The sequence below is a fragment of the Nocardia sp. CA-084685 genome, from assembly GCF_050955785.1.
Classification (GTDB): Bacteria; Actinomycetota; Actinomycetes; order Mycobacteriales; family Mycobacteriaceae; genus Nocardia.
Map to the genome: position 1 here is coordinate 8,890,010 of NZ_CP192094.1, position 25,070 is coordinate 8,915,079.

Genomic DNA, 25,070 nt, shown 5'->3' on the forward strand with positions numbered 1-25,070 from the left:
GTTGTCCAGGTCAGTGCTGGTGGAGAGCGCCCCAGGTGGGGAATGGGTCGGGATAGGTGGTCCAGGTGGTGGGGCCCGCGTCGAATTCGTCGTCGGTGAGCAGGGCGCCGTCGAGGAGGGCACGGATGTGGGCGGCGTCGAGTTTTATGCCGATGAAGACGATTTCTTGGCCCGCGGGGACTTCGAGGGCGGACCACCAGGCGGCGGGTTCGAAGGTGAGGTTCGGACCGGCTTGGGACCAGATTACGGCGAGGTCGGGGCGAGTCGCGAGCCAGCAGAAACCCTTGCTGCGCAACATGCCTCGCAGTTGGGTGAGGACCTCGCCGAGACGGTGGGGGTGGAAGGGTCGCTCGGCGGTGTAGGTGAGGCTGCGGATGCCGTATTCCTCGGTTTCCGGGGTGTGGCCGCCCGCGAGTTCCTCGGCCCAGCCATCGGATTCGGCGGCCACGACGGGGTTGTAGCGACCGGTCGCGAGGACCTCCGCGAGATCTACCGCTCCCTTCTCGGTGCGCAGCACATGCGCGCGCGGATTGAGCCGTCGCACAGTGGCTTCCACGGTTCCGGCGGCATTGTCGCTGACCAGGTCGGTCTTATTGATCAGCAGGACATCGGCGAATTCGACCTGGTCGACGAGCAAGTCGGCGATCGTGCGCGTATCGCCTTCGCCCGCTTCCAGATTCCGCTCCGCGAGGGCCTGCCCGCGAGCGATTTCGGCGAGGAAGGTGGAGGCGTCCACCACGGTGACCATGGTGTCGAGGCGAGCGATATCGCCGAGTTCGAAGCCGTCCTCGAATTCCCAGTCGAAGGTCGCGGCGACCGGCATCGGCTCGGAGATGCCGGTGGATTCGATGACCAACTGATCGAAGCGGCCTTCGCGGGCGAGCCTGCCGACCGCCTCGATCAGATCCTCGCGCAGCGTGCAGCAGATGCAGCCATTGGTCAGTTCGACCAGCTTCTCCTCGGTGCGGTCGAGGTGGCCCTGCCCGGCGACGAGCGCGGCATCGATATTGACCTCGCTCATGTCGTTGACGATGACCGCGACACGGCGACCGTCTCGATTGGCGAGGATGTGGTTGAGCAGGGTCGTCTTGCCAGCGCCGAGGAAGCCGGAGAGCACGGTAACGGGCAGCAGGTCAGGGGTCGATGAGGTGGTCACACGTTAATGATAATGGTTTTCATTTATTTCCGTTGGGTCAACGCTGAGTAGGGTCTGGGTTGTGAAATTCCTGCCGCTTGTGCCCGACGGGCAGACCCCGGTTCGTGTCCTCACTATCGCCGGGACCGACTCCGGCGGCGGCGCTGGTGTTCAGGCCGATTCGCGAACCATGGCCTTGTGCGGGGTGCACGCATGCGTGGCGGTGGCGGCGGTGACGGTGCAGAACTCGGTCGGAGTGAGCGGGTTCCACGAGATTCCTCCGCAGGTCGTGGCCGACCAGGTGCGTGCGGTGGTCGGAGATATCGGGGTCGGCGCGGCAAAGACCGGGATGCTGGCTTCGACCGCGATCATCGAGTCGGTGGCACAGGTGTGTCAGGAAGTCGGGATCGGACGGGATCGGACGCCATTGGTGGTCGATCCGGTCGCGGCATCCATGCACGGCGATCCATTGCTGCACGCGGAGGCGCTGGACGCGGTGCGGCACACGCTGATTCCGCTCGCCACGGTGGTGACGCCGAATCTCGACGAGGTGCGGTTGATCACCGGAATCGAGGTCATCGATGACGCCTCGGCGCGGCGGGCGGCGCAGGCGCTGCACAAGCTCGGCGCGCAGTGGGCGATCGTCAAGGGCGGGCACCTGCGCTCCTCGGCGGTGAGCACCGATCTGCTCTTCGACGGCGATCGTTTTCTGGAATTCACCGCACCGCGAATCACCACCGGCAACGACCACGGCGGCGGCGACACCCTGGCCGCGGCCATCGCATGCGCCCTCGCCAACGGTTACTCGGTTCCCGATGCCGTCGAATTCGCCAAGGAATGGACCTACCGCTGCCTAGCCGCCTCCTACGATCTCGGCGCAGGCCACGGCCCCGTCTCCCCGCTCTGGCGCCTGTCCCACTCCTGACCGATTGGCGTGGGGTGTACCTCCATCCCGGCGACAGCATGATCGTGCCGATGACGCTGCGCGAGACCGTCGAGCCGACCGTGCCGCACAAAAACTACATCGGCTTCTAATGCCGCGACGGGTACCGAAACTTGTCGGTGGGTCGGGGCATACTGTGGGCATCGCAGCCACCGTTGGCCTCGATGATGCGGTTGGCGAGAACGATGTGGTTCGAAGTGGCTGCGGGAGCCGACCGCTAATGGCGCGCTCGCGGTCGGTGCCACACGTCAGTCGCCGGCGAAGGCGAGGTGCAGCGGTAGATCCGCATTGACGCGGATGCCGTTGAGCCGTGCGTTCGCCTCGACCAGTGCGCAGATGATCTCGGCCAGGTAGGCGACGAATTTCTCGGTCGGCATGGTGTGTGCCTGTAGCCGGTTCGCGCCGAGCCACCAGTCGGTGGCCGAGGCCACCGCACCGAATACCGAATAGTTGACGAGTTCGACGCTGGATACTTCGACGGATTTATCCGCGAGCAGTCCGGCGAACAGATCCGCGGCCCGCTTGGCCGATTGCCGAGCCGACTGCAGTGCCCGCTCGGATTCATCGGCCCGCTGGGCGAAGTGGCTGTGCAGCATGAACCGGAAAACATTGGGATGCTCGGACACCACGAGCACATATTCGGCCGCGCCCCGCCGAATCAACTCGCGCGCCGAATCATTCGTCAGATCAGCACTGGAAACGATCCGCTCCCACAGCATGTCGCGAACCCGGTCGACAATCGCGTTGTACAGGTCGGTCTTATCCTCGAAGTGCCGATAAAGCTTGGGCTTGGCCGCCCCGGCCTCCTTCGCGATATCTCCCATACTCACCTCGGGCCCGAACTTGTCCAGCGCCCGCAACGCCGCATCCACGAACTCCGCCCGAACCTTCACCCGATGCTCCCGCCACCGCTCGGTCCGAGCATCGACCCGCCTGGGCGTCCCCGCATCCACTCCCCGCCCACTGCGCATCACAATCCGACCGTACCAATCCCTACACCCGACCTCGCTGGACGCTGTTGCCGAAACGGCAAGAAGGTTGGCGTTTTCGCGGGCGCGGCATACATCATGCGAAAACAGCCGAAATACGCGATGGGAGAGCGGCGCATGAGCGAGGGCACCACAACCGGCACCGAGGAGTTCTGGGAGGGGTTCTATCAGGATCGGGATCAGATTTGGACCGGGAAGCCGAATCCGTTGTTGGTGCGCGAGGCCGCATCGCTCGCGCCGGGAACCGCATTGGACCTCGGCTGTGGTGAGGGTGCGGACGCTGTTTGGCTGGCGGGGCTGGGCTGGCGGGTTACCGCCGTCGATGTGTCGTCGACAGCGCTGCGCCGGGCGGCCGTACATGCCGAGCAGGCGGGTGTCGGCGAGCGCATCGTGTTTGCCGAACATGATCTGGCGCAATCATTTCCGGACGGGGAGTTCGATTTGGTCTCGGCGCAATTCTTTCATTCACCGGTCGCACAGGACGACGAGCGGACGACGGTTTTGCGGCGAGCCGCGGAGGCGGTCGGGATCGGTGGGGTTTTGTTGATCGCGGGGCATGCGGGGTGGCCTTCGTTTATCGAAGACCGACATGACGTGCACTTTCCGACGATGGACGAAGTGCTCGACGGGTTGGCGCTCGGGGCGGACTGGAGCGTGGAGACCAAGGATGCGGTCGAGCGGGAAATAACGGGACCGGAGGGACAGGTCGGTCTGCGTACCGACACCGTGTTGCGTATTCGGCGGATGCGCTAGCCACGGTCCCCAGGAACCTCACAGGTAGGGCCCAGCTAGGGGCCAGCGCGGTTCGCGAGGGTAGTCAGCATGACCGAATCGACGACCGCCGCGCACCGGGCGGAAATGACCGAAACGGTGATCACGCCCGTGCTGGACGTCGTGATCCCCGTCTACAACGAAGAAGCCGATCTGGGCATCTGCGTGCGGCGGCTGCACGCCTACCTGCGCGACGGGTTCCCGTTCCCGGCGCGGATCACCGTAGCCGACAACGCGAGCACCGATGACACCATGCAGGTCGCCGAGTTGCTCGCGGACGAACTCGATGACGTGCGCGTCGTGCACCTCGACGCCAAGGGCCGCGGCCGCGCGCTGCGCGCGGTGTGGGAGCACTCCGACGCCCAGGTCGTCGCCTACATGGACGTGGATCTGTCCACCGACCTCAACGCGCTGCTGCCCTTGGTCGCTCCGCTGATCTCGGGGCACTCCGATCTGGCCATCGGCACCCGGCTCGACGCGGCGTCGCGAGTCGTGCGCGGACCCAAGCGCGAGTTCATCTCCCGTTGCTACAACCTGATCTTGAAAGCCTCACTGCAGGCGCGTTTTTCGGATGCGCAGTGCGGTTTCAAGGCGATGCGCACCGATGTGGCGCGGCGGCTGCTGCCGCTGGTGCAAGACGGGGAATGGTTCTTCGACACCGAACTCCTGGTGCTCGCCGAGCGCGCCGGGTTGCGCATCCACGAGGTGCCGGTCGACTGGATCGACGATCCGGACAGCCGGGTCGACATCATCGATACCGCGCGCAAAGATCTGCTCGGCGTGTGGCGACTGCTGCGCGGCCTGACAACCGGTGCGCTGCCGTTGGACGAGCTGCGCCGCTCGGTCGGACGAGAACCGCTGGTGCCCGGTGTGCCGTTGGGGATGGTCGGGCAGGTGGTGCGGTTCGCCATCGTCGGCGTCATCTCCACGCTCGCCTATATGCTGCTGTACCTGGTGTTGCAGCCGATGACCGGCGCGCAGGTCGCGAACTTCGTCGCGCTGCTGATCACCGCGGTCGGCAATACCGCCGCCAACCGCGCCTTCACCTTCGGGGTGCGTGGATCGAATGGCGTTGTGTCACATCAATTCCAAGGTCTCTTGATCTTCGGTTTCGGCTTATTGGTCACCAGCGGCTCGTTGTTCGCCTTGCACCGATGGGCCCCCGACGCCGCCGTTCATCTGGAATTGTTCGTACTCGTGGTTGCCAATCTCATTGCCACGCTGATCCGATTCGTCGGCCTGCGCTGGGTCTTCCGTAACCCGACCGCCATCCGCACGATGGTCACCGAGGGCGGACACCAGTGACCGCTACGCTCACGCCACCGTCGACAGCGGTACCGCCGCACTCGCGCCCCGAACGCGAGAGCCGCTGGGAATACCCGGCATTGGCGGTACTGCTGCTCAGCACCGCAATCGCCTACCTGTGCAACCTCAGCGCCAGCGGGTGGTCGAATTCCTTCTATTCCGCCGCGGTACAGGCAGGTTCGAAGTCCTGGAAGGCCTTCTTCTTCGGTTCCTCGGATGCGGCGAACTCGATCACCGTCGACAAGCCACCGGCCTCGCTGTGGTTGATGGAACTGTCGGTGCGGACGTTCGGACTGAATTCCTGGACCATCCTGGTGCCGGAGGTGCTGCTCGGCGTCGCCTCGGTGGCGCTGGTGTGGGCCACGGTACGCAGGCCATTCGGCCCGGCGGCCGGTCTCATCGCCGGACTGGCACTCGCGGTGACGCCCGTTGCCGCACTGATGTTCCGATTCAACAACCCGGATGCGCTGCTGGTATTCCTGATGATCGCGGCGGCCTGGGCGATGACCAGGGCGGTCGAGGACGGGCGCACCCGCTGGTTGGTACTCACCGGCGTCTTCATCGGATTCGGGTTCCTCACCAAGCAATTGCAGGTGCTGCTGGTGGTGCCGCCACTGGCGCTGACCTATTTGTTCGCGGGTCCGCCCAAACTCGGCAAGCGGATCCTGCAGCTGCTCGCGGCGGGTTTGTCGATGATCGCCGCGGCGGGCTGGTGGCTGCTCACGGTCGAACTGTGGCCGGAATCTTCACGGCCGTGGATCGGTGGGTCGCAACACAATTCGATCGTCGAACTCACCCTCGGCTACAACGGTCTCGGCCGACTGAACGGCAACGAACGCGGTAGCGTCATCCCCGGTGGTGGTGGCGATATGCCGCCCGGTGGCGGCCGCAGCATGTGGGGCAACACCGGGATCACTCGGATGTTCGAACCGGCGCAGGGCGGTCAGATCGCCTGGCTCATCCCCGCCGCACTGGTCGCGCTTGTTGCGGGAATTCTCCTGCGCGGCAAGGCTGCCCGCACCGATGGACGGCGCGCGGCGCTGATCCTGTGGGGCGGCTGGCTGCTGGTCACCGGGCTGACCTTCAGCTTCATGGCGGGCATTTTCCACCAGTACTACACGGTGGCGCTGGCTCCGGCGATCGCGGCATTGGTTGGTATCGGCGCGGTGCAGCTGTGGCGAGATCGGCATCGACTGTGGGTCCGGTTGTTCGCCGGACTTGCGGTCGGCCTGACCACCGCGACGTCGTGGATGTTGTTGTCGCGCAGCTCGAGCTTTGTGCCGTGGTTGCGCTGGGCGGTGCTGGTGGTCGGTGTGCTCGCGACCATCATGGTGCTGCTGCCCACACCGCGGAAGGTGGCCCTGATCGCGGCATTGGCCGCCGCATTCGCCGGATTGGCCGGGCCCGTCGCGTATTCCGCCCAGACCATTTCGACCGGACACGAGGGCGGGATCCCTTCGGCGGGACCGAATGTCGGGCGGTTCGGGATGTTCGGACCTCCACCGTGGGCCGAAGGCAACGGTGGTCCCGGTGGCGAAGGCGGCTTCGGCGGCGGCATCCCCGGTGCGCGAAATGCTGACGGCCGCAACACGAATGGTGCTGGCCGCAATGGCGCGCAGGCGAGAGAACAAGGCACCAACGAAGCGGGCAATCCGATGATGGGCGGCCCCGCCGGTGGTCTGCTCGGCGCGAGCAGGCCGAGCGCGACGGTCATCGCACTGCTGGAAAACAACGGCTCCGACTACACCTGGGTCGCCGCCGCCACCGGCTCCAACAGCGCCGCCGGATTCCAGCTGGCCACCGAACTGCCGGTCATGCCGGTCGGCGGTTTCAACGGCAGCGATCCGTCGCCGACATTGGATCAGTTCAAGCAGTACGTCGCCGATGGCAAGATCCACTACTTCATCGGCAGTGGCAATCGCGGCGGTGCGGACGGCGGTTCCGGATTCGGCCGCTCCGGCACCAGCAGCGAGATCAGCAAGTGGGTGGAAGAGAACTTCACCGCGACAGAAGTCGACGGCATCACGCTCTACGACCTGACCGCAGCCCACTAATCGGCATCCTGCTGCCGGGATCCGCACCGAGCTCACGGGACGGGCGCGGATCCGGCACAGCGATTCGCCCGGTGCACGCACCGGGCGAATCGCGTTGTGTATCAGGCGTAAGTAGCTTCGACCCATTCGGCGAACGTCGGACCGGCCAACTCGGCGTGCGCCCCGGGCAGCAACCCACCGTTCTCGTACTGCGCACGATCCGGGTTCGCCTCGTCACTCGACTCGATCACCTGGGCAGGCGCACCGAGCTTGGCGGCGAGCAAACCGGCCGCACCCGCCATCGTCTCCGGCTGCGGTCCCGCGATCTCGGGGAACGGCGCATCGAGCGACTCCGGCAACGGATTCACCGCCAGTTCCACCAGCGCCTCGGCCACCGCCCGCGCCGCCACCAACTGGGTGCGCATCTTCGGCAGATAGGCGATGTCGCCCTGGGTCCCCCACTGCATCATCACCTCGACCAACTCGTGGAACTGGGCCGCGCGCAGAATCTGCACCGGCAACGGCCCTTCGAGCAGCGCGGCCTCATGCGCCAGCTTCGCGGCGTTGTATCCGGCGAGCGAGCCATCGATGCCGATGATGGACACCACCACCAGCCGCTCGACACCGGCCTTCTGCCCCGCCTCGTGCAGGTTGCGCGCCGCGGCTCGGAAGAATTCGGTCGCGATGGTCTGATCCGCGGACGGCGTGCTGGATGCATCGATGACGACATCCACACCGTTGAGCGCCTCGACAAGTCCGACGCCGGTCTCGATATCCACGCCGTTGGCGCGGGAGAATGCGACGACCTCATGCCCCTGCTCGTTCAGCACATCCACGACGTGGCGGCCCAGCCGTCCGGTCGCTCCGGCCACCGCTACCTTGATGTTCGACATGATTCCCGCTCCTGATTTCGCTGCGTTGTTCCGCTTTCACAGGGAGGACGACGCAGGACGACCGAGTGTGACATCCGATTCCTCGAGATTCCTTTACCTACTTCCTCGAAATCCTCTTAATGCGGCATTCATCCGAAACCCTTTCGCACGCCGCGAACTCCGGGAATGATGATTCAGTCGCGCCAACCCTTCGAACCACCAGGAAAACCGTGAGAAGCATTTCGAGATTCGTCCTGACCGTCATCGGTGCGCTTGTCGCCATCGCGCTCACCGTCGGCTTCGCCTCGACCGCGTCAGCCGCACCGGGTGAATCACCGGAACCGACCGCACCGGTCGCGACCCAGCCGATCGCCGCGGCAACCGAACCGACCCCGCAAGCCGACCTCATCGGCCAGTGCCTGGCACCCGGCGACACCATCGAGGTCAGGACGCTGGTCGGTGGTCTGCTCGGCGCCACTATCGGCGGCATCGCGGGTCTGCCCCTCTTCTTCGTCGGCGCGATTCCGGGATTGATCATCGGCGGACTCCTCGGCGTCCTCATCGGTTCCACCTCCTACGCCGTCGATGAAGGGCACCTTCAGCAGCAAGGCTTGTGCTAGTCACCCGCCCGACAGCGTTGCGTCGGCAATCGCCGATGCCCCGGTAGGCCAACAAATACTGTTCCCGCGCACCGATTCGCGCGCCACGCATGGTTTCCCCCGCGATTTCGTGCGCGGCGTGACAAAAGGCGCGCGGGAGCGCATGTTGTTACCGAGGCAAGCTATTGGACGACGCGCTTGTGCGGAAAGTGGTTGGGGGGCAAGGTGTTAGCGTACGGGGATGAGCTCGGCCACTGATCGATTCATAGACGCTGTATTCGACTTCGAACGCGCGGTGCGCGCGCAGGACCCAGAAGCACAGCAACAAGCCCACATGGAGCTGCATCGCCTCTACCAATCGGCGACTCCGGAGGAAATGGCGCAGGGCGGAAAACTGCTCGCCGATGTGCTGACAGATGTACCGCCGGGACCGCGAGCCAATATCGCGGTCCTGATCGGCGCGTGCGTCGAAGGTGGCGCGGATCCGGTGGTATGCGCGCCGAGCGTGCTTGCCAATCTCGCCGAATCCCTCGACAGCGCAACCGAATTCGCGCAGCAGTGGGCGACCGCCGATGTCGGCGAAGCCCCCGACCCGGAGCATGTCGAGCTGGACCCGGAACTGTTCGAATACTTCGGCTTCGGCCCGACACTGTCGTGGTGGACGCTCGCCGACTGGAATCGGGCTGCGCTGGCCATGCTGTCGCACAAGGAAGTTCGACAGGATTTCGGACACTCCGGTCGCGAGATCATCCGCGAGCGGCACGACGCACTCGGCGAAATCTCGGACCGGTGGGATAAATGCCTCGGCTACGCGTTGAGCGTGCTGGACGACGAGCCGGTCATCGTGCTGCACCGCGAGACCAACACCGGCTACGCCATGCGCATGACCGGCATCGGCGACAACTTCCAATTGCACACCCTGCTCGCCGACGCCCTCATCGGCAGCGGGCATATTCCGGGTGAGGCGCCGTCAGCGGAGGCGGTCGCGATGTGCCGCGATGTGCCCGGCATGGTGCACACCACCGGATCGTTCAATCTGGTAGCGCCGGATGGCAGCTGGATCTGGAACGAGGGCACGCCCTCCGATATTCCGGTCGTCGACGGCACCCGTCTGCTGGTGCTGGACCCGCCTCCGTACCAACGCAGTTGGCCGGCCGGACGGTTCTTCCCGAATATGGTCGGCGACCTTACCCTGGAACGGGTGCTCACCCCGGATGAAACGGCCGTCTGGTTCGAGCGTGTCTCACCGGCGAAAGGTCCCAACGAGGAGTAGCGGCTGATGCCTTAGCCCAATCGGCGACTCAGCTCCCTCAGACGATCAGCGCCGCCCGTGTACTCGAATCCGCCAGCTCTACCCGGCATCGGCTCGAGCAGAAATCAGCTCCACCCGGCGGCTCAGCTCCGGCCTGGCAACTCAGCCCGGCCCCAGCTGGGGCGCCGGGCTCAGGGCGGTGGGGGGTGCAATGCGGCGTGCAGCGTGGCCGCCCATTGCGAGACGATCTGTTTGCGGCGCGCCGAGTCGTCGGTCAGGACATCGGCCAGACCGAGCCCGCGTGCCATATCGAGTGTCGCCTGAACGAGGTGATGGGTAACCGGATCATTATCGTCCACGCCGAGCGCCGCCACGGCCCGGCGATGCGAAATACGCCCAAATTTGGCCTCCAGCGGCACAATTCGCTCCCGCAGTGCCGGATCGGCCGCCGCATGCGTCCACACCTGCAGCGCCGCTTTGAACAGCGGGCTGGTGTAGGAGTCGACCAGACCAGCCACCACCGCCTCGGTGCGCTCGACCCCGCCGGCCAGTGCGGCCATCACCAGCGCCTCATCCTTGGACTGCTGGGTGCGGGTGTCGAACATGTACTCGAGTGCGGCGGTGATCAGGTCTTCCCTGGTCGGGAAGTGATGCTGGGCGGCGCCCCGTGACACCCCGGCCCGTTCCGCGACGACCGAGACCGTCGCCGCCGCCCAACCCTTTTCGGCCAGGCAGTCGATGGTCGCCTCGAGCAGGCGCTGCCGGGTGATCCGGCTGCGGTCCTGCTTGGGTTCGTGGTGTGTCACCATCAGTTCACTCCGAACAGGCTGGCGGCCGTGGTGGCATTGGTCGTCGGCGATGTCACGGCGCTATTCTGCCCAGGTCGGTGGACGGCGCTGCAAGAAGGCCATCATGCCCTCCTGTACCTCTGGCGTGCCGAAGCAGCTCGCGGAACGTTTCGCCAGCTCCTCGGCGGAGCTGTCGAACTCGGCCAGGATGCCCGCGTTGACCAGACGCTTGGCCTCGGCGAGGCCCTGCGGGGAACCCTTGCGCAGCTCAGCGCCCAGTCGTGCCACCTCGGCCGCCGGATCGTCGGCGGTAATGGTGACAAGACCGATCCGCTCGGCGATATCCGCGCCGAACTTCTCGCCGGTGAGGTAGTAGCGACTGGCCGCGCGCGGGCTCAGCCGCGGCAACAGGGTCAGCGAAATCATGAACGGCGCCAATCCGATTCGCACCTCGGTGAGTGCGAAACTGCTGCCGGGACCGGCGACGACGATGTCACAGGCCGCGACGATGCCCATGCCACCGGCGCGCACATTGCCGTCGATCTGGGCGATGATCGGCTTCGGTGTTTCGACGAGCCGGCGCAGTACGCCGATCATCACCCGGGTGCGCTCATCGGCGGCAACGGCCGGATCGGCATTGCTGGCCTCACTCAGGTCGGCGCCCGCGCAGAAGGTATTGCCGGTGTGCGCGAGCACGATGCCGCGCACGGCGGGGTCGGCTGCGGCATCGTCGAGACCCTGCATCAACTCGGCGACCAGCCGAGAGGACAGCGCATTGCGGTTGTGCGGCGAGTCGAATGTCAGCGTCGCGAATCCATTGCCGACCTCGTAACGCACATATGGCGCGGTGGATGTCTCGGTCATCGAGCCTCCTGTCGTGGCATCCGAGCCCGCCCTCGTCGCCCCGGCATCGGAAGACGAGGGCGGGATATCAGTAGGACTTCGGCAGGCCCAGCGAGTACTGGGCGACGAAATTCAGCACCATCTCGCGGCTGACCGGGGCGATGCGACCGATGCGGGCGGCCGCGAGCATCGCGGCGAGTCCGTACTCCTTGGTGAGGCCCGCGCCGCCGTGGGTCTGGATGGCCTGATCGAGTGCCTTGATACTGGCTTCGGCCGCAGCGTATTTCGCCATATTCGCGGCCTCGGCCGCGCCCATCTCATCGCCCGCGTCGTAGAGCGTTGCGGCCTTCTGCATCATCAGCCTGGCCAGTTCCACCTCGACCTTCACCGCGGCGAGCGGATGCGAAATGCCTTGGTGCGCACCGATCGGCGTCTTCCACACCGTGCGTTCCTTGGCGTATTCGACGGCACGGTCGATGGCGTAGCGGCCCATGCCGACGGCCATCGCCGCGCCCATGATGCGCTCGGGGTTGAGACCCGCGAACAGCTGCATGAGCGCGGCATCTTCCTTGCCCACCAGGGCATCCGACGGCAGGCGCACGTCATCGAGGAACAGCGTGAACTGGTGGTCCGGCTCGATGATGTCCATTTCCTGCGGCGTCTTGATGAAGCCGGGGGCATCGGTGGGCACGATGAACAGCGCGGGCTTGAGCTTGCCGGTCTTGTGGTCCTCGGTGCGCGACACGATGAGCACGGCCTCGGCCTGGTCCACACCGGAGATGAAGATTTTGCGGCCGTTGAGGATCCAGTCGTCACCGTCACGACGCGCGGTGGTGGTGATCTGGTGCGAGTTCGAACCGGCGTCGGGTTCGGTGATACCGAAGACCATCTTGGCGGTACCGTCGGCAAGTTTGGGCAGCCAGAGCTGCTTCTGCTCGTCGGTGCCGTATTTGGTGATGATGGTGCCGCAGATCGCCGGAGAAACCACCATCAGCAGCAGGCCCGCACCTTGCGCGGACAGCTCCTCCATCACCAGCGCGAGCTCGTACATGCCCGCGCCACCGCCGCCGTATTCCTCCGGCAGATTCACGCCGAGGAAGCCGAGCTTGCCTGCCTCATCCCACAATTCGGTGAGCGGCTCGTTCTTGCGCGCCTTCGGCAGCACATAATCGCGGAAGCCGTACTTAGCGGCGAGCGCGGCGACCGCGGATCGCAGCGCCTTCTGCTCGTCGGTTTCGATGAAACTCATGAGTTCTCCTGGGATTCGGTGGGATCGACGACGGCGAGCACGGCGCCGACATCGACCTGCTGGCCGACAGTGACATTGAGGACGCTGAGCACGCCCGCGGCGGGTGCGGAGATGGTGTGCTCCATCTTCATCGCCTCCAGCCACAGAATCGGCTGGCCCTGTTCGACGGCGCTGCCGACCTCCGCGCCGATACGAATCACGCTGCCCGGCATGGGCGCGAGCAGTGAACCGTGCGCGACCTGATCGGCCGGGTCGCTGAAACGCGGCAGTCTGCGCACCGAAACCGGTCCGAGCGGCGAGTCGACGCAGACCAGCTCGCCGTAGCGGGCGATATCGAATTGCCTACGCACCACGCCGCGTTCGCCGGGTACCGCGAGGACTACACGCTCGGGACCCGCCGCTACCAATTCGAGGCCGTCGTAACCATCGACCGCGACACCGGTTCGGGTGAATCGGTATCCGATGTCATGTATTCCGCTGGTCCGACTTTCGTACGACTTGCGCTGTGACTGTGCCGGTAGATTCCGCCAGCCCGCTGGCAGCCCGCCGCCGACTCTGGCAGCCAGCCGGTTCGCCGAGGCATCGGCGAGCGCGGCGGCGACAATGGACAGTGCCTCATCGGCTTCGGAAACCAAAGGCGCGGAGAGCGGATCCAACCCGTGCGTTGCGAAGAATGCGGTGTCGGTGTCCCCAGCCAGGAATGCCGGATGGCGTAGCACGCGCACCAGGAGATCGCGGTTGGTCACCAGGCCGTGAATCTTGGCGCGCTGCAAGGCCGTTGCCAACAGGCGTGCCGCTGCACCGCGAGTCTCGGCGTAAGAGATGACCTTCGCCAGCATCGGGTCGTAATGCGCGCCGACAACCGAACCGTTCACCACGCCGGTATCCAGGCGTACGCCGGGCCGGTCGAGAACATCGAATTCGTTTGCCACCGAGGAAATATCGAGCCGATGCACCGTCCCGCTCTGTGGCTGCCATTCGTGCGCCGGATCTTCGGCATACAACCGGACCTCGATCGAATGCCCACGCAGCGGCGGCGGCGCGAGCGCCAACTCGCCGCCAGCCGCGACCTCCAGCTGAGTCCGCACCAGATCAAGTCCGGTGGTGCATTCGGTCACCGGATGCTCCACCTGCAGCCGGGTATTCATCTCCAGGAAGTAGAACTCCCCCGTCTCGTCGGCGAGGAATTCCACGGTCCCGGCACCGGTGTAGCCGATCGCACCGGCCGCGAGCTTGGCCGCCTCGAACAGTCGCGCGCGCATGCTCTGTCCATTGGTCGTAAGCGGGGACCCTTCGTGATCACGCTTCGCCGCCGCCTCCTGGCCTGACCCGCGCCCGCCGTCGATCCGCTGGACCAGCGGCGAGGGCGCCTCCTCGACCACCTTCTGGTGACGGCGCTGAATCGAGCATTCCCGCTCGCCGACGGCCCAGATGGTGCCGTGGGTATCGGCCATGATCTGGACTTCGATATGTCGGCCGGTCTCTAGATACCGCTCGCAGAACACCGTCGGATCGCCGAACGCGGACTCGGCTTCCCTGCGGGCTGCGGCGATCTGGGGTTCCAGATCGGCGAGTTCGCGCACCACGCGCATACCGCGCCCGCCACCACCGGCGGACGCCTTGATCAGCACCGGCAGATGCGCTGTGGTGACCTCAGCGGGATCGAGTTCGGCCAGTACCGGCACTCCGGCCGCATCCATCAACTTCTTGGAAGCGACCTTCGAACCCATCTGTTCGATGGCCTCGACCGGCGGGCCGATCCACACCAGTCCGGCTGCCAGTACGGCCTGCGCGAATTCCGCATTCTCGGAAAGGAATCCGTAACCGGGATGGATGGCATCGGCCCCGGTGGCCAAGGCCGCCTCGATGATCAGCTCGCCGCGCAAGTAGGTCTCGGCCGGGCTACTGCCCGGAAGACGCACCGCCGCATCGGCTTCGGCGACATGCGGTGCCGCGGCATCCGCATCGGAGTAGACCGCGACCGTACCGATTCCCATGCGGCGACAGGTCGCGAAAACCCGACGGGCGATCTCACCGCGATTGGCAACCAGGACATTCGTCAACGACATCGTGGCCCTCACATCCGGAAGACGCCGAAGCCATCGGCGCCCTTGACTGGGGCATTGTGGATGGCCGACAACGCCATTCCCAATACCGTGCGGGTATCACGGGGATCGATCACACCGTCGTCGTACAGCCGCCCCGACATGAACATCGGCAGCGATTCGGCCTCGATCTGTGCCTCCACCATCGCGCGCATCCCGGCATCGGCCTCCTCGTCGAACGGAAGGCCCTTGGCCTCCGCGGCCGCACGACCCACGATCGAGATCACACCGGCGAGCTGCGCACCGCCCATGACAGCGGATTTCGCACTGGGCCAAGCGAAGACGAACCGCGGGTCATATGCGCGACCACACATGCCGTAATGACCGGCACCATAGGACGCGCCCATCAACAGCGAGATGTGCGGCACCTTCGAATTCGAGACCGCATTGATCATCATCGCGCCGTGCTTGATGATGCCCTTCTGTTCGAACTCCTTACCGACCATATAGCCGGTGGTGTTGTGCAGGAACAGCAGTGGCGTATTCGACTGATTGGCCAGCTGGATGAACTGGGTCGCCTTCTGCGACTCCTCCGAGAACAGCACGCCGCGCGCATTGGCGAGAATGCCGACCGGATAACCATGCAGTTCCGCCCAGCCGGTCACCAGGCTGCTGCCGTAGAGCGGTTTGAATTCATCGAAATCGGAGCCGTCGACCACGCGGGCGATCACCTCGCGCGGATCGAACGGAATCTTCAGATCGGACGGGACAATGCCGAGCAGATCGTCCGGGTCGTACAGCGGCTCGATCACCTCGGCGCGTGGCGCCGGACCCTGCTTCTTCCAGTTCAGCCGCTTGATAATCGAGCGACCTATGCGGATCGCGTCCTGCTCGTCGGCCGCCAGATAATCGGCCAGACCCGACACGCGCGCGTGCATATCCGCGCCGCCGAGCGATTCGTCATCGGATTCCTCACCGGTGGCCATCTTGACCAGCGGCGGCCCGCCGAGGAATACCTTGGAGCGCTCCTTGATCATTACCGTGTAGTCGGACATGCCCGGGATATAGGCGCCACCGGCGGTCGAATTGCCGAAAACCAGAGCGATGGTGGGGATTCCAGCCGCAGACGCCCTGGTGAGGTCGCGGAACATCCGTCCGCCGGGCACGAAGACTTCCTTCTGTGTCGGCAGATCCGCGCCGCCGGATTCGACGAGTCCGATCACCGGTAGTCGGTTCTGCATGACAATGTCGTTCATGCGCAGGTTCTTGCGCAGTGTCCACGGATTCGAGGTGCCGCCGCGCACCGTGGGATCCGGCGCGACGATCATGCATTCGACGCCCTCGACAATGCCGATACCACAGACAACACTCGCCCCGACGTGGAAGTCGCTGCCCCACGCGGCAAGCGGACACAGTTCGAGGAATGGCGAATCCTCGTCGATGAGCAGTTCGATGCGCTCGCGCGCGGTGAGCTTGCCACGTTTGCGATGCCGGGCGAGCTTATCCGGGCCACCGCCCGCGATGGCCTTGGCGAATTCGGCCTCCACTTCGGCGAGTTTGGTGGTCATGGCCTCGGCCGCGGCCGTGTACTCCGGCGATGCGGTATCGAGGGTGGTGCGTAGTGTCGTCAAGACTGGTACCCCAATCGTTTCGCCGCCAGTCCGGTCAGGATTTCAGTTGTGCCACCGCCGATACCGAGAATCCGGATATCGCGATACTGCCGCTCGACCTCGGATTCGCGCATATAGCCCAGGCCGCCGAATAGCTGCACAGCCTGATTGGCGACCCATTCGCCCGCCTCGACCGCGGTGTTCTTGGCGAAGCACACCTCGGCGATCAAATCGGTCTCGCCATCGGCGCTGTATCTACCCACCCCGCCGACTGCGTCGGCTACCGTCCCCCAGTGCTGCACGACATCTCGGGTGTAGACGCGGGCAACGTCGATGCGGCGGGCCATTTCGGTCACCGTATTCTGCACGGCCTGCCTGCTGATCAGCGGGCGGCCGAAGGTCTCTCGGTTGCGCACCCAGTCCAAGGTCAGGTCCAGGCAGCGCTGGGCCTGTGAATACGCCTGCACCGCGAGCCCGACCCGCTCGCTGACGAAGGCACCGGCGATCTGATAGAAGCCGGAATTCTCCGGCCCGACCAGATTCTGCACCGGCACCCGAACATCCACATAGGACAGTTCGGCGGTGTCGGAGGCCCGCCACCCCATCTTGTCGAGCTTGCGGCTGACCGTGAAGCCGGGCATACCCCGCTCCACCACCAGCAGCGAAATCCCGCCCGAGCCCGGACCGCCCGTGCGCACAGCGGTCACCACGAAATCGGCGCGCACACCCGAGGTGATGTAGGTCTTGGCGCCATTGACGATGTAGTGGTCGCCATCGCGGCGTGCGGTGGTGGTGAGGTGGCCGACGTCGGAGCCGCCACCCGGTTCGGTAATCGCGAGCGAGCCGATCTTCTCCCCGGCCAGTGTCGGGCGCGCGAAGCGCTCGATCAGATCTTCATTACCCGAGGCGATAATGTGCGGCACCGCGATACCGCAGGTGAACAGCGAGGCGAACAGACCGCCGGAGCAACCGGCCTGATGCATCTCCTCGCAGACGATCATGGCGTCGATACCGTCACCACCGGAACCTCCCGCGGATTCCGGGAATTGAATGCCGAGCAGCCCGAGCGCTCCGGCCTTCTTGTGCAGTTCGCGGGGGATCTCGCCGTCGCGCTCCCAGGCGTCGAGGTATGGAAGAACTTCTCGCTCGGCGAAACCTTTTACGGTGGCGCGTAATTCACGCCGTTCCGGTGTATTCCACGGACTCATAGCAACTCCAATGGGATATCAACATGACGCGAGCGCAGCCATTCGCCGAGCCCTTTGGCCTGCGGATCGAAGCGGGCCTGATAGGCCACCCCCTGCCCGAGCAGACCCTCGATAATGAAGTTCACGGCACGCAGATTCGGCAGCACGTGTCGGGTGACGGTCAGCGGCGCGGCCTCGGGCAGCAGTTGCTTGATCCGCTCCACCGTCAGCATGTGCGCAAGCCAGCGCCACTGCTCATCGGTGCGAACCCACACGCCGATATTGGCATTGCCGCCCTTGTCACCGCTGCGGGCCAGCGCGATCGTGCCGAGCGGGGCTCGGCGAGTGTCGTTGGTGGGCAATGGCTGCGGCAGTTCCGGCTCGGCTACCTCCGCCAATTCCAGCGTGTCCGACGCGGGTGCGATATCGACCCGCGTGCCCTGCGGCAGCACCGCCGCATGCGGCACCTCGGCGGCATCGACGAATCCCGGCGTGTACACGCCGTACGGCGAACCATTGCCGGGCAGGCTGGTGAAGCTGGTGCCCGGATAGCTGGCCAATGCCAATTCGACCGCGACATTGGAGAAGGAGCGACCGACCTTGTTCGGATCCGGATCGCGAACCACGCAGCGCAGCAAAGCGCTTGCCTGCTCTTCGGTTTCGGCATCGGGACGGTCGAGTCGCGCCAACGTCCAGGTCAATTCCGCGGGCCGCACGGGCAGCCAGGACTCCAGCTGCCGTTGCGCCAGTTCGGCTTTCGCCTCGATATCGAGTCCGGTGAGCACGAACTCCATCTCATTGCGGAAACCACCGAGAGTATTGAGCGACACCTTGAGCCGCGGCGGCGGCGCTTCACCGGTCACACCGCTGATCAACACCCGATCCGGACCCTCTCGAGTCAGCTCGATACTGTCCAGCCGCGTAGTGACATCGGGTCCCGCGTAACGCGCACCCTGGATCTCGTACATCAGCTGTGCCGCAACGGTATCCACCGTAACCGCACCGCCCGTGCCCTGATGCTTCGTAATGACACTGCTGCCATCCCTACGCACTTCGGCAATCGGGAAACCGGGCCGCCCCAGATCGGCGAGCTCGGTGAAGAACGCGAAATTGCCGCCGGTGGCCTGGGTACTGCACTCGATCACATGTCCGGCCACCACCGCACCGGCGAGCCGGTCGTAATCTGTTCGCCCCCAACCGAAATGAGCGGCGGCCGGGCCGACGATCACCGAGGCGTCGGTGACCCGACCGGTGACCACGATATCCGCGCCCGCATTCAAGCATTCGACGATGCCCCAGGCACCGAGATAGGCATTCGCGGTCAACGGTGATCCGAGGCCGAGCTCGCCTGCCCGGCTGAGCAAGTCGTCCCCCTCGACATGCGCGACCTTGGCATCGAGTCCCAGATCCGCGGCAACCTTGCGCAGCTTCTCCGCGAGCCCGGCTGGGTTGAGGCCGCCCGCATTGGTGACGATCTGCACATTGCGTTCCAGCGCCAGCCCGAGGCAGTCCTCGATCTGCCGGACGAAGGTCTTGGCATAGCCGAGGCTGGGATCCTTCATCCGGTCGCGGCCGAGTATCAGCATGGTCAGCTCGGCCAGATAGTCACCGGTGAGCACATCGAGCTGCCCGCCCTCGAGCATCTCCCGCATGGCGCTGAGCCGATCACCGTAGAACCCGGAACAGTTGCCGATTCGGATCAGCTCCGGATCGGCGGCCAGCATACTCATCAGCTGGAAGGCCCTCCTGTGCGGCGAACCGTCCCAGCGCGCCGCGTTGCGCCGCCGGTGAAGTCCGCGTTCCGGGTCCAGCATCACACCGGATCAAGAAAAAAGCAAGCACGCGTGCTTGTTAATTGAACAGTGCGCTATCAGCAGGCAGACCCACGCGAGGCAGAATGACCAAATGTCGTCCGTCATCCTGTTCGCCCTGGCCGGATTCCTACTGGGCGGCGCCTACTCCACCTGGAAGACCGCCCGCCCCCTCGCCATCGCCCTGGTGGTGCTCGCCGTTCTAGCCGCTGCGGGCGCGGTCGCCTGGTTGATGTAGGAACCCCACTCGCCATCGCAATGGCGTGCTCGCCGTACTAGCGGCCGCCTGCGCGATCACCTGGTTGATATAGGCACCCCACAACCCACTCGACCACGACGGAGCGAGTCTTACCGTTTCGCGGCCCGTTTCGCATCCGAATCGTTGAAGCGCATGCGCTGCAGGTGCGAGTCGCGCCCTTCCCGCATGCGTTAGATGCCGAACACCCCGCCACCACCGACCACAACGAAGCGAGCCCTACCAGCGACCCCTTCGCGGCCCGTTCTCGCGTCCGAGCCCTCGAAGCGCATGCGCCTGCAGGTGCAAGTCGCGCCCTTCCAGCACGCGTGCACCGGATATCGAACGTCCGCCATCACCGACCACAACGGAGCGAGTCTTACGAGCGAGGAGTTCGCGGCCCATCTCGCATCCGAGCCGTCCAAGCGCATACGCCACAGTCGCGGGCCCCGCTTTTCCGGCATGCGTGCACCAGGTGCCGAACACCCCCGCCACCACCAACCACCACCGAGCGAACCTCACGAGCGAGGAGTTCGCGGCCCATCTCGCATCCGAGCCGTCCAAGCGCATACGCCACAGTCGCGGGCCCCGCTTTTCCGGCATGCGTGCACCAGGTGCCGAACACCCCCGCCACCACCAACCACCACCGAGCGAACCTCACGAGCGAGGAGTTCGCGGCCCATCTCGCATCCGAGCCGTCCAAGCGCATGCGCCGAAGTCGCGGGCCCCGCTTTTCCGGCATGCGTGCACCAGGTGCCGAACACCCCCGCCACCACCAACCACCACGGAGCGAGTCTTACGAGCGACCCGTTCGCGGCCCGTCTCGCGTCCGAGCCGTCGAAGCGCATGCGCCGCAGGCGCGAGTCTCGACGGCTCGGACGCGAGACCAAGGGGGCCGCGAACCCGCCGCGGCGAAGCCGCGGCCATTAACACAGCCGGAAGATCCGCAGGTCCTCCGGCACCCCACTCAGCGGTGCGGCGAAGAAACTGCGCCGGTACGGCTTGACCGAGAACCCGAGTTCGTCGAGCGTCTCCGGCGCGAGGGCCTGCAATGTCGCATGCGAAAGCATGGTGTTGCCATTGCCTCCGGCCTCCATCACCCGGGCGGCAATCGTCACGTCCACACCGAGCCAGTCGCCGCCGATCTCGCGCGGCGAGCCGGTGTGCAGACCGATCCGCATCTGCGGCCGATAACCGCGCACACTGACATCGGCGAGATTCCGTTTGGCCTGCACAGCCGCGCGCACCGCATGATCGGCCGAGGTGAACACGGCCATCACGCCGTCGCCCATGCGTTTGACCACCTGACCGCCGCGATCGGCGATCGGCGGTTCGATGGCCTTGGCTACTCCGCGCAACAATTCGAGGGTCGCCTCGTCGCCAGCCGAGAGCGACCAACTGGAGAACGCCACCAGATCGGTGAACATCACAGTTATTTCTTCGCTACCTCGACCGCGGCCGACGCGTTCCAACATGGCTTGCCAGACCTGCAGTGCGCCGAACCCGATTTCCCGAGCCGCGCTCGGTGTATCGCCGACCAATTTGTCCGCCGCGCGCGCCACCGCGCGGGCACCTCCGGGACCCGAAACCGAAAGCGGGTCACCGAAAGACGGGTCACCTGGCAGTTGTTCGCGCGCCTTGCGCAGCGCACCGATGATGTCGGGCCGCTGGTTCGCGGCATTCACCAAGGCGGAGAACTGACCGCGTCGAATTCCCGAGCCGGGACGACGAGCGGATCGGTCCTCGTCGGCGGGCACCAACGGTATGGCCACCTCGGATGGGCCGCCCCCGTTGTTCTCCGGCTCCGTCCCCGGCTCAGCACCGCCGGAAGGTGTTTCGGTCACGCCCCGAGCGTATCTCAGCCGACCAACCGTCGGCGGGGTACGTGTTATCGCCACCTGCGCCCCCTCGATCAGACTGAGCGGGCACTTCGACGGGTCCGCCAATGGATAACTCACTGGTTGCTGAACCCCGAGCGTAGCCAGGGCTGATTCCGGATGGAAGCGCTGCCGGGCATAGTTTCCGGGATGTTCACATGCCGCCCGGATTGTCCCAATACATACACCGGCCCGGTGTGGAAGGGGATTCACACACCGGGCCGATGACACATCGTCCGCCGGGCAGTGGCAGACGGTGCGCGGGGCGCTCGGACCTCCCGACAAGGTCGGCGCCCGTCACCCGAGCGGCGAGGGAGGGCAACTCGGGTAGTTCAATCATGCATCGCGTTGGTTGACCATAACCAGTGCACCGCCGAAGACAATTGCGACGAAAACCGCGAAGTAGAGCAGACCGCCCCACGGTCCCCAGTGCCAGTTCGCCGTCGATTCCGAGGCGCTGTAGAAGTGGCTCGCATTCGCGAACGGCAGGAACGGCTGCACATTGCGTCCGAAGCTGCCGAAGGCGCCGAGTAGCGGCTCGATCAGCAGCGGCCACAGCACGATCAGGGAAATCGCCGCGGCCGACTGCCGGACCAGCACACCGATGCCGACCGCGAGGATCACGCCGAGGAACGTATAAATCGGAATGCCGTAGATCTCGCGCCAGGCATCACCGCCGGAGAGCGTCAGATTGTTGGCCGCATCACCACCGATTGCCTTGGCGATCGCGTAGGCGGCGAAGGCCAGCACAATGGTGAGCACCGCGCCGTAGACGCCGACCAGACCCGCCTTGGTGGCGATCACCTTCGCGCGATGCGGTGTCGCCTGGAAGGTGGTCCGGATGATGCCGAAGCGGTATTCGCTGGTCACGGTCAGGGTGGCCATGATCATCAGGACCATCACGCCGAATCCGCTGATCCCGCCGACCGCCGTGGACACGGTGAGATCGAGCGCATTCTCCTTGCCCGATGACGAGCGGGCCACCGCCGCGAACAGCGCGGCCAAGCCGAGGGCGAGCACCACCACGATCGCCGAGCACCACCACGGCGACCTGGTCGAGGTGAGCTTGATACGTTCCGCTGCCAGCACGCCCATCAGAGCGCACCTCCCATCACCTGGTCGAAGCCTTCGCCGTGGTACTGCACCGCACCGCCGGTCATCCGCATGAAGGCCTCCTCCAGCGAGGCCCGCTGCGGCGCTAATTCGTACAGGGTGATGTCGTTGGAACCGGCCAGCTTGCCGACCGTGTCACTGGTTACCCCGGCCACGACCAATGCGGCGCCGTCCTGGCCGGTGCCGTCCTCGCGGACGGTCATGCCATTGGAGGTGAGCAAGCTGCGCAACTGCTCGAGTTGCGGACTGCGCACGCGTACCGACTGTTCCGAGGCGCGCTCGATGAATTCCTGAGTGGTCGAATCGGAAATCAGCTGACCGCGTCCGATGACGACCAAATGCTCTGCGGTCTGGGCCATTTCGGAGAGCAGATGGCTCGAGACCAGCACCGTGCGCCCTTCGGCCGCGAGCCGCTGCATGAAGCGGCGGATCCAGAGGATGCCCTCGGGGTCGAGGCCGTTCACCGGCTCGTCGAACAACAGCACCGGCGGATCGCCGAGCAGTGCCCCGGCCAAGCCGAGCCGCTGCGACATGCCGAGGGAGTAACCACCGGCGCTCTTACCCGCCACCTCGGATAGGCCGACCAGCCGCAGCACCTCGTCCACGCGGGATGTGGCGATGCCGTTCGAGGCGGCCATCCACTGCAGATGCGCGCGGGCCGAACGGTTCGGATGCACCCACTTGGCATCCAGCAGCGCACCGACGGCACGCAGCGGATGGTCCAGCTCGTGGTACGGCTTGCCCTGGATCAATGCGGTGCCCGCGGTGGGCTTGTCCAGGCCGAGGATCATCCGCATAGTGGTGGATTTACCGGCGCCGTTCGGCCCAAGAAAGCCCGTCACCTGTCCGGGTCGAACGGTGAAGGAGAGATCTTTAACCGCGACGGTCTGCCCGAAATGCTTGGTCAGGCCCCTCAGCTCGATCATGGTGACCAGCTTTCCTCATTGCGCGGCCACGCGCGTCATTAAATGGTGCCGAGTTCAATCATCCTCGAGGATGACGAGGGATGCCCTCGGCCCCTAGTCGTATCAGGGGAATCCCCCTGACCGATGCCTCCGTTAACGAGCCAGGCGCGCCGGGTCTCCGATCGGCCCGTCGTTGAACGTGAGCGAACGTCTACTCGTCGTCATTGCGGTCATGAGTCGGCACGCGCTGTCTACCGCTCCGGATCCGTCTCGCTGGTCCAGACCGGGCGAGTGGCCTCGGTGTCCGACTGTTCCCCCAGCACATGCGCTCTCATCCGCTGCGAACCTGTGCGCGCCGTCGTCACAATGTGCACGGCTTCGCGACCGGTGAGGCCAAGGCGCTCCGCCAGCTCAACCGGCACTTTGTCGGCATCGCCGACCAACTCGACAAGCAAGCGGTTACGCGCCTGCTCGGCCGCGTGGATATCGTTCTGAGCCTGCCGGAACATCTCAGACCTCTCTGGGGCACGACCGCCTTCGCTGCGTGTGTACGTCTCGCCGGTCGCAAGGAGGCGGGCGTGAGCATCCGCGAGCCGCAACCTGACCTCCGCTTCGCGGTCCGCACTCATACGGCCACGATATCCCGCTCGGCGAGACGCTCGTCCAACTCCCGTATCGTCCGTGAGCCCGCCCATGGTGACAGGCCGCGGCGGCCATCACGGATAGCGCCGATGAGCCTCGGCGAACGATTCTGGGCGGTGAGGTCGGCCGCGGCGCCGACAACGCGCGCGGCCTCGTCGACCTCGTCGAGCTGGATCAACGCCCGCTCCAGCTCGAGCAGCGACATAGCCCGGTCACGCGTGAAATGCGACGGGATAAGAGTGAGTGCCCGCCGGGTCGCCTCGGCCGCTGGAGCCGCCTCGCGCAGGATCGTCAGGCAGTTACCGCGATAGGACTCCAGAAGGGCACCGCCGACAAAATAGGCGCGCGACTGCGAAGGGTGGCATGGTTCGAGCCCTGCGATATCCCGGTCCGCCTCGTCCAGCGCGGTGAGACATGCTTGCCGCTGGCCCGCCATTGCAGCGGCCTCGGCCGCGCGTATCGCAACATATGCGCGCAGTGGCCGGTCCGGACTCTGCGCGACCCAGGCACGCGCGGCGACAGCGTAGTCGACAGCGACGCGCGGGCGATGCTGCCAGAGGGCGAGCTGGGAGAGGTGACATAACATGTACGCGCCGAGGTCGGCGTCCTCCGGTTTCGCGCGCCAGGGTGTACAGACGCGATGCCGTCTCGTACTCGCTGGCGTCCCACGCGAGACACCCCGCGAATCCGGTCCATTCGGCGTGCAGACTCAGCACGTCAGCGCGCAGTCCGGCCGGACAATCGCGCAGCATCGCTTCGACGAGTTGCTGCTGAGCTATCACCAGGCCCTGCGCGGCTGGTGAGCCAAGCTGGTCGTCGAGTTGCATTGCCGAGTAGAGCGTATTGCGGATCACGGCGACAGTTGC

23 protein-coding genes are annotated in these 25,070 nt (G+C 65.5%); 8 read left to right on the forward strand and 15 right to left on the reverse strand.

The window, feature by feature from the left end; all coding sequences use genetic code 11:
* Nucleotides 1–10: 10 nt before the first annotated feature.
* A complete protein-coding gene (locus ACQP2U_RS39105; protein WP_433712194.1) occupies nucleotides 11–1,156 on the reverse strand; it encodes a GTP-binding protein in 1,146 nt (381 codons plus the stop codon).
* 61 nt (nucleotides 1,157–1,217) lie between these two features.
* Between ACQP2U_RS39105 and thiD the strand changes: the two genes are divergently transcribed.
* Nucleotides 1,218–2,060 carry a bifunctional hydroxymethylpyrimidine kinase/phosphomethylpyrimidine kinase gene (thiD, locus tag ACQP2U_RS39110; protein ID WP_433712195.1) on the forward strand — a complete coding sequence of 281 codons (843 nt, stop codon included), beginning with the start codon at nucleotides 1,218–1,220 and terminating at the stop codon, nucleotides 2,058–2,060.
* 266 nt (nucleotides 2,061–2,326) lie between these two features.
* Here the strand turns inward: thiD and ACQP2U_RS39115 are convergent, their stop codons facing one another.
* Nucleotides 2,327–2,971, reverse strand: coding sequence for a TetR family transcriptional regulator (locus ACQP2U_RS39115; RefSeq protein ID WP_433712196.1), 645 nt, complete (start codon nucleotides 2,969–2,971; stop codon nucleotides 2,327–2,329).
* Between the two features lie 213 nt (nucleotides 2,972–3,184).
* Here ACQP2U_RS39115 and ACQP2U_RS39120 point away from each other — a divergent pair, with 213 nt between their 5' ends.
* The 3 genes from ACQP2U_RS39120 (at nucleotide 3,185) to ACQP2U_RS39130 (ending at nucleotide 7,197) form a co-directional block, all read left to right on the forward strand.
* The gene (locus ACQP2U_RS39120; protein ID WP_433712197.1) at nucleotides 3,185–3,820 is read left to right on the forward strand and encodes a class I SAM-dependent methyltransferase; all 636 of its coding nucleotides are present in this window, start codon (nucleotides 3,185–3,187) and stop codon (nucleotides 3,818–3,820) included.
* Nucleotides 3,821–3,889: 69 nt separating this feature from the next.
* A complete protein-coding gene (locus tag ACQP2U_RS39125; protein ID WP_433712198.1) occupies nucleotides 3,890–5,143 on the forward strand; it encodes a glycosyltransferase in 1,254 nt (417 codons plus the stop codon).
* Nucleotides 5,140–7,197 (forward strand): ArnT family glycosyltransferase, encoded by a 2,058-nt coding sequence (locus ACQP2U_RS39130; RefSeq protein WP_433712199.1) that lies wholly within the window; start codon nucleotides 5,140–5,142, stop codon nucleotides 7,195–7,197. Before ACQP2U_RS39125 ends, ACQP2U_RS39130 begins: the two co-directional genes overlap by 4 nt.
* Before the next feature lie 101 nt (nucleotides 7,198–7,298).
* On the opposite strand, the gene ACQP2U_RS39135 is transcribed toward ACQP2U_RS39130, so the two are convergent.
* Nucleotides 7,299–8,069, reverse strand: coding sequence for an SDR family oxidoreductase (locus ACQP2U_RS39135; protein WP_433712200.1), 771 nt, complete (start codon nucleotides 8,067–8,069; stop codon nucleotides 7,299–7,301).
* Between the two features lie 209 nt (nucleotides 8,070–8,278).
* On the opposite strand from ACQP2U_RS39135, the gene ACQP2U_RS39140 reads away from it, so the two are divergent.
* Both ACQP2U_RS39140 and ACQP2U_RS39145 read left to right on the forward strand, forming a co-directional pair.
* Nucleotides 8,279–8,668: a hypothetical protein gene (locus ACQP2U_RS39140; protein WP_364353815.1), complete on the forward strand. Its 390-nt coding sequence runs from the start codon at nucleotides 8,279–8,281 to the stop codon at nucleotides 8,666–8,668.
* A gap of 220 nt (nucleotides 8,669–8,888) precedes the next feature.
* The gene (locus tag ACQP2U_RS39145; protein ID WP_433712201.1) at nucleotides 8,889–9,920 is read left to right on the forward strand and encodes a hypothetical protein; all 1,032 of its coding nucleotides are present in this window, start codon (nucleotides 8,889–8,891) and stop codon (nucleotides 9,918–9,920) included.
* Nucleotides 9,921–10,090: 170 nt separating this feature from the next.
* Here the strand turns inward: ACQP2U_RS39145 and ACQP2U_RS39150 are convergent, their stop codons facing one another.
* The 7 genes from ACQP2U_RS39150 to ACQP2U_RS39180 all read right to left on the reverse strand — a co-directional run bounded on the left by ACQP2U_RS39150 (nucleotide 10,091) and on the right by ACQP2U_RS39180 (nucleotide 19,351).
* Nucleotides 10,091–10,708 carry a TetR/AcrR family transcriptional regulator gene (locus ACQP2U_RS39150; protein ID WP_433712202.1) on the reverse strand — a complete coding sequence of 206 codons (618 nt, stop codon included), beginning with the start codon at nucleotides 10,706–10,708 and terminating at the stop codon, nucleotides 10,091–10,093.
* A gap of 60 nt (nucleotides 10,709–10,768) precedes the next feature.
* Nucleotides 10,769–11,551 carry an enoyl-CoA hydratase family protein gene (locus tag ACQP2U_RS39155; protein ID WP_433712203.1) on the reverse strand — a complete coding sequence of 261 codons (783 nt, stop codon included), beginning with the start codon at nucleotides 11,549–11,551 and terminating at the stop codon, nucleotides 10,769–10,771.
* A 67-nt stretch (nucleotides 11,552–11,618) separates the two neighbouring features.
* On the reverse strand, nucleotides 11,619–12,779 hold the full coding sequence (locus tag ACQP2U_RS39160) for an acyl-CoA dehydrogenase family protein (protein ID WP_433712204.1): 1,161 nt from the start codon (nucleotides 12,777–12,779) through the stop codon (nucleotides 11,619–11,621).
* Nucleotides 12,776–14,848: an acetyl/propionyl/methylcrotonyl-CoA carboxylase subunit alpha gene (locus ACQP2U_RS39165; RefSeq protein WP_433712205.1), complete on the reverse strand. Its 2,073-nt coding sequence runs from the start codon at nucleotides 14,846–14,848 to the stop codon at nucleotides 12,776–12,778. Before ACQP2U_RS39165 ends, ACQP2U_RS39160 begins: the two co-directional genes overlap by 4 nt.
* 8 nt (nucleotides 14,849–14,856) lie before the next feature.
* On the reverse strand, nucleotides 14,857–16,455 hold the full coding sequence (locus ACQP2U_RS39170; RefSeq protein ID WP_397033826.1) for an acyl-CoA carboxylase subunit beta: 1,599 nt from the start codon (nucleotides 16,453–16,455) through the stop codon (nucleotides 14,857–14,859).
* The gene (locus ACQP2U_RS39175; RefSeq protein ID WP_433712206.1) at nucleotides 16,452–17,642 is read right to left on the reverse strand and encodes an acyl-CoA dehydrogenase family protein; all 1,191 of its coding nucleotides are present in this window, start codon (nucleotides 17,640–17,642) and stop codon (nucleotides 16,452–16,454) included. The genes ACQP2U_RS39170 and ACQP2U_RS39175 overlap by 4 nt, the downstream gene beginning before the upstream one ends.
* Complete coding sequence (locus tag ACQP2U_RS39180; protein WP_433712207.1) at nucleotides 17,639–19,351, reverse strand: acyclic terpene utilization AtuA family protein; 1,713 nt, start codon at nucleotides 19,349–19,351, stop codon at nucleotides 17,639–17,641. Before ACQP2U_RS39180 ends, ACQP2U_RS39175 begins: the two co-directional genes overlap by 4 nt.
* A 175-nt stretch (nucleotides 19,352–19,526) precedes the next feature.
* Between ACQP2U_RS39180 and ACQP2U_RS39185 the strand changes: the two genes are divergently transcribed.
* Complete coding sequence (locus ACQP2U_RS39185; protein WP_169338115.1) at nucleotides 19,527–19,670, forward strand: hypothetical protein; 144 nt, start codon at nucleotides 19,527–19,529, stop codon at nucleotides 19,668–19,670.
* A 923-nt stretch (nucleotides 19,671–20,593) separates the two neighbouring features.
* Here the strand turns inward: ACQP2U_RS39185 and ACQP2U_RS39190 are convergent.
* The 5 genes from ACQP2U_RS39190 to ACQP2U_RS39210 form a co-directional block, all read right to left on the reverse strand.
* Entirely contained in the window at nucleotides 20,594–21,511 is a 918-nt protein-coding gene (locus ACQP2U_RS39190; RefSeq protein ID WP_433712208.1) for an adenylate/guanylate cyclase domain-containing protein, read from the reverse strand.
* Between the two features lie 369 nt (nucleotides 21,512–21,880).
* Nucleotides 21,881–22,639 carry an ABC transporter permease gene (locus tag ACQP2U_RS39195; protein WP_433712209.1) on the reverse strand — a complete coding sequence of 253 codons (759 nt, stop codon included), beginning with the start codon at nucleotides 22,637–22,639 and terminating at the stop codon, nucleotides 21,881–21,883.
* A complete protein-coding gene (locus tag ACQP2U_RS39200) occupies nucleotides 22,639–23,583 on the reverse strand; it encodes an ABC transporter ATP-binding protein (protein WP_433712210.1) in 945 nt (314 codons plus the stop codon). Before ACQP2U_RS39200 ends, ACQP2U_RS39195 begins: the two co-directional genes overlap by 1 nt.
* A gap of 230 nt (nucleotides 23,584–23,813) precedes the next feature.
* The gene (locus tag ACQP2U_RS39205) at nucleotides 23,814–24,191 is read right to left on the reverse strand and encodes a hypothetical protein (RefSeq protein ID WP_433712211.1); all 378 of its coding nucleotides are present in this window, start codon (nucleotides 24,189–24,191) and stop codon (nucleotides 23,814–23,816) included.
* Complete coding sequence (locus ACQP2U_RS39210; protein ID WP_433716815.1) at nucleotides 24,188–24,790, reverse strand: hypothetical protein; 603 nt, start codon at nucleotides 24,788–24,790, stop codon at nucleotides 24,188–24,190. The genes ACQP2U_RS39205 and ACQP2U_RS39210 overlap by 4 nt, the downstream gene beginning before the upstream one ends.
* Here ACQP2U_RS39210 and ACQP2U_RS39215 point away from each other — a divergent pair.
* Nucleotides 24,789–25,007 carry a hypothetical protein gene (locus tag ACQP2U_RS39215; protein ID WP_433716816.1) on the forward strand — a complete coding sequence of 73 codons (219 nt, stop codon included), beginning with the start codon at nucleotides 24,789–24,791 and terminating at the stop codon, nucleotides 25,005–25,007. The two genes, ACQP2U_RS39210 and ACQP2U_RS39215, sit on opposite strands and share 2 nt — an antisense overlap.
* The last annotated feature ends 63 nt before the right edge of the window (nucleotides 25,008–25,070 follow it).

Bases quoted from the DNA above. Each gene is read 5' to 3' on its own strand.
- ACQP2U_RS39120 (WP_433712197.1), top strand. From the start codon at position 3,185: ATGAGCGAGGGCACCACAACCGGCACCGAGGAGTTCTGGGAGGGGTTC.
- ACQP2U_RS39125 (WP_433712198.1), top strand. From the start codon at position 3,890: ATGACCGAATCGACGACCGCCGCGCACCGGGCGGAAATGACCGAAACG.
- ACQP2U_RS39135 (WP_433712200.1), bottom strand. From the start codon at position 8,069: ATGTCGAACATCAAGGTAGCGGTGGCCGGAGCGACCGGACGGCTGGGC.
- ACQP2U_RS39145 (WP_433712201.1), top strand. From the start codon at position 8,889: ATGAGCTCGGCCACTGATCGATTCATAGACGCTGTATTCGACTTCGAA.
- ACQP2U_RS39150 (WP_433712202.1), bottom strand. From the start codon at position 10,708: ATGGTGACACACCACGAACCCAAGCAGGACCGCAGCCGGATCACCCGG.
- ACQP2U_RS39155 (WP_433712203.1), bottom strand. From the start codon at position 11,551: ATGACCGAGACATCCACCGCGCCATATGTGCGTTACGAGGTCGGCAAT.
- ACQP2U_RS39160 (WP_433712204.1), bottom strand. From the start codon at position 12,779: ATGAGTTTCATCGAAACCGACGAGCAGAAGGCGCTGCGATCCGCGGTC.
- ACQP2U_RS39165 (WP_433712205.1), bottom strand. From the start codon at position 14,848: ATGTCGTTGACGAATGTCCTGGTTGCCAATCGCGGTGAGATCGCCCGT.
- ACQP2U_RS39175 (WP_433712206.1), bottom strand. From the start codon at position 17,642: ATGAGTCCGTGGAATACACCGGAACGGCGTGAATTACGCGCCACCGTA.
- ACQP2U_RS39180 (WP_433712207.1), bottom strand. From the start codon at position 19,351: ATGAGTATGCTGGCCGCCGATCCGGAGCTGATCCGAATCGGCAACTGT.
- ACQP2U_RS39185 (WP_169338115.1), top strand. From the start codon at position 19,527: ATGTCGTCCGTCATCCTGTTCGCCCTGGCCGGATTCCTACTGGGCGGC.
- ACQP2U_RS39195 (WP_433712209.1), bottom strand. From the start codon at position 22,639: ATGGGCGTGCTGGCAGCGGAACGTATCAAGCTCACCTCGACCAGGTCG.
- ACQP2U_RS39200 (WP_433712210.1), bottom strand. From the start codon at position 23,583: ATGATCGAGCTGAGGGGCCTGACCAAGCATTTCGGGCAGACCGTCGCG.
- ACQP2U_RS39205 (WP_433712211.1), bottom strand. From the start codon at position 24,191: ATGAGTGCGGACCGCGAAGCGGAGGTCAGGTTGCGGCTCGCGGATGCT.
- ACQP2U_RS39215 (WP_433716816.1), top strand. From the start codon at position 24,789: ATGTACGCGCCGAGGTCGGCGTCCTCCGGTTTCGCGCGCCAGGGTGTA.
- ACQP2U_RS39210 (WP_433716815.1), bottom strand. From the start codon at position 24,790: ATGTTATGTCACCTCTCCCAGCTCGCCCTCTGGCAGCATCGCCCGCGC.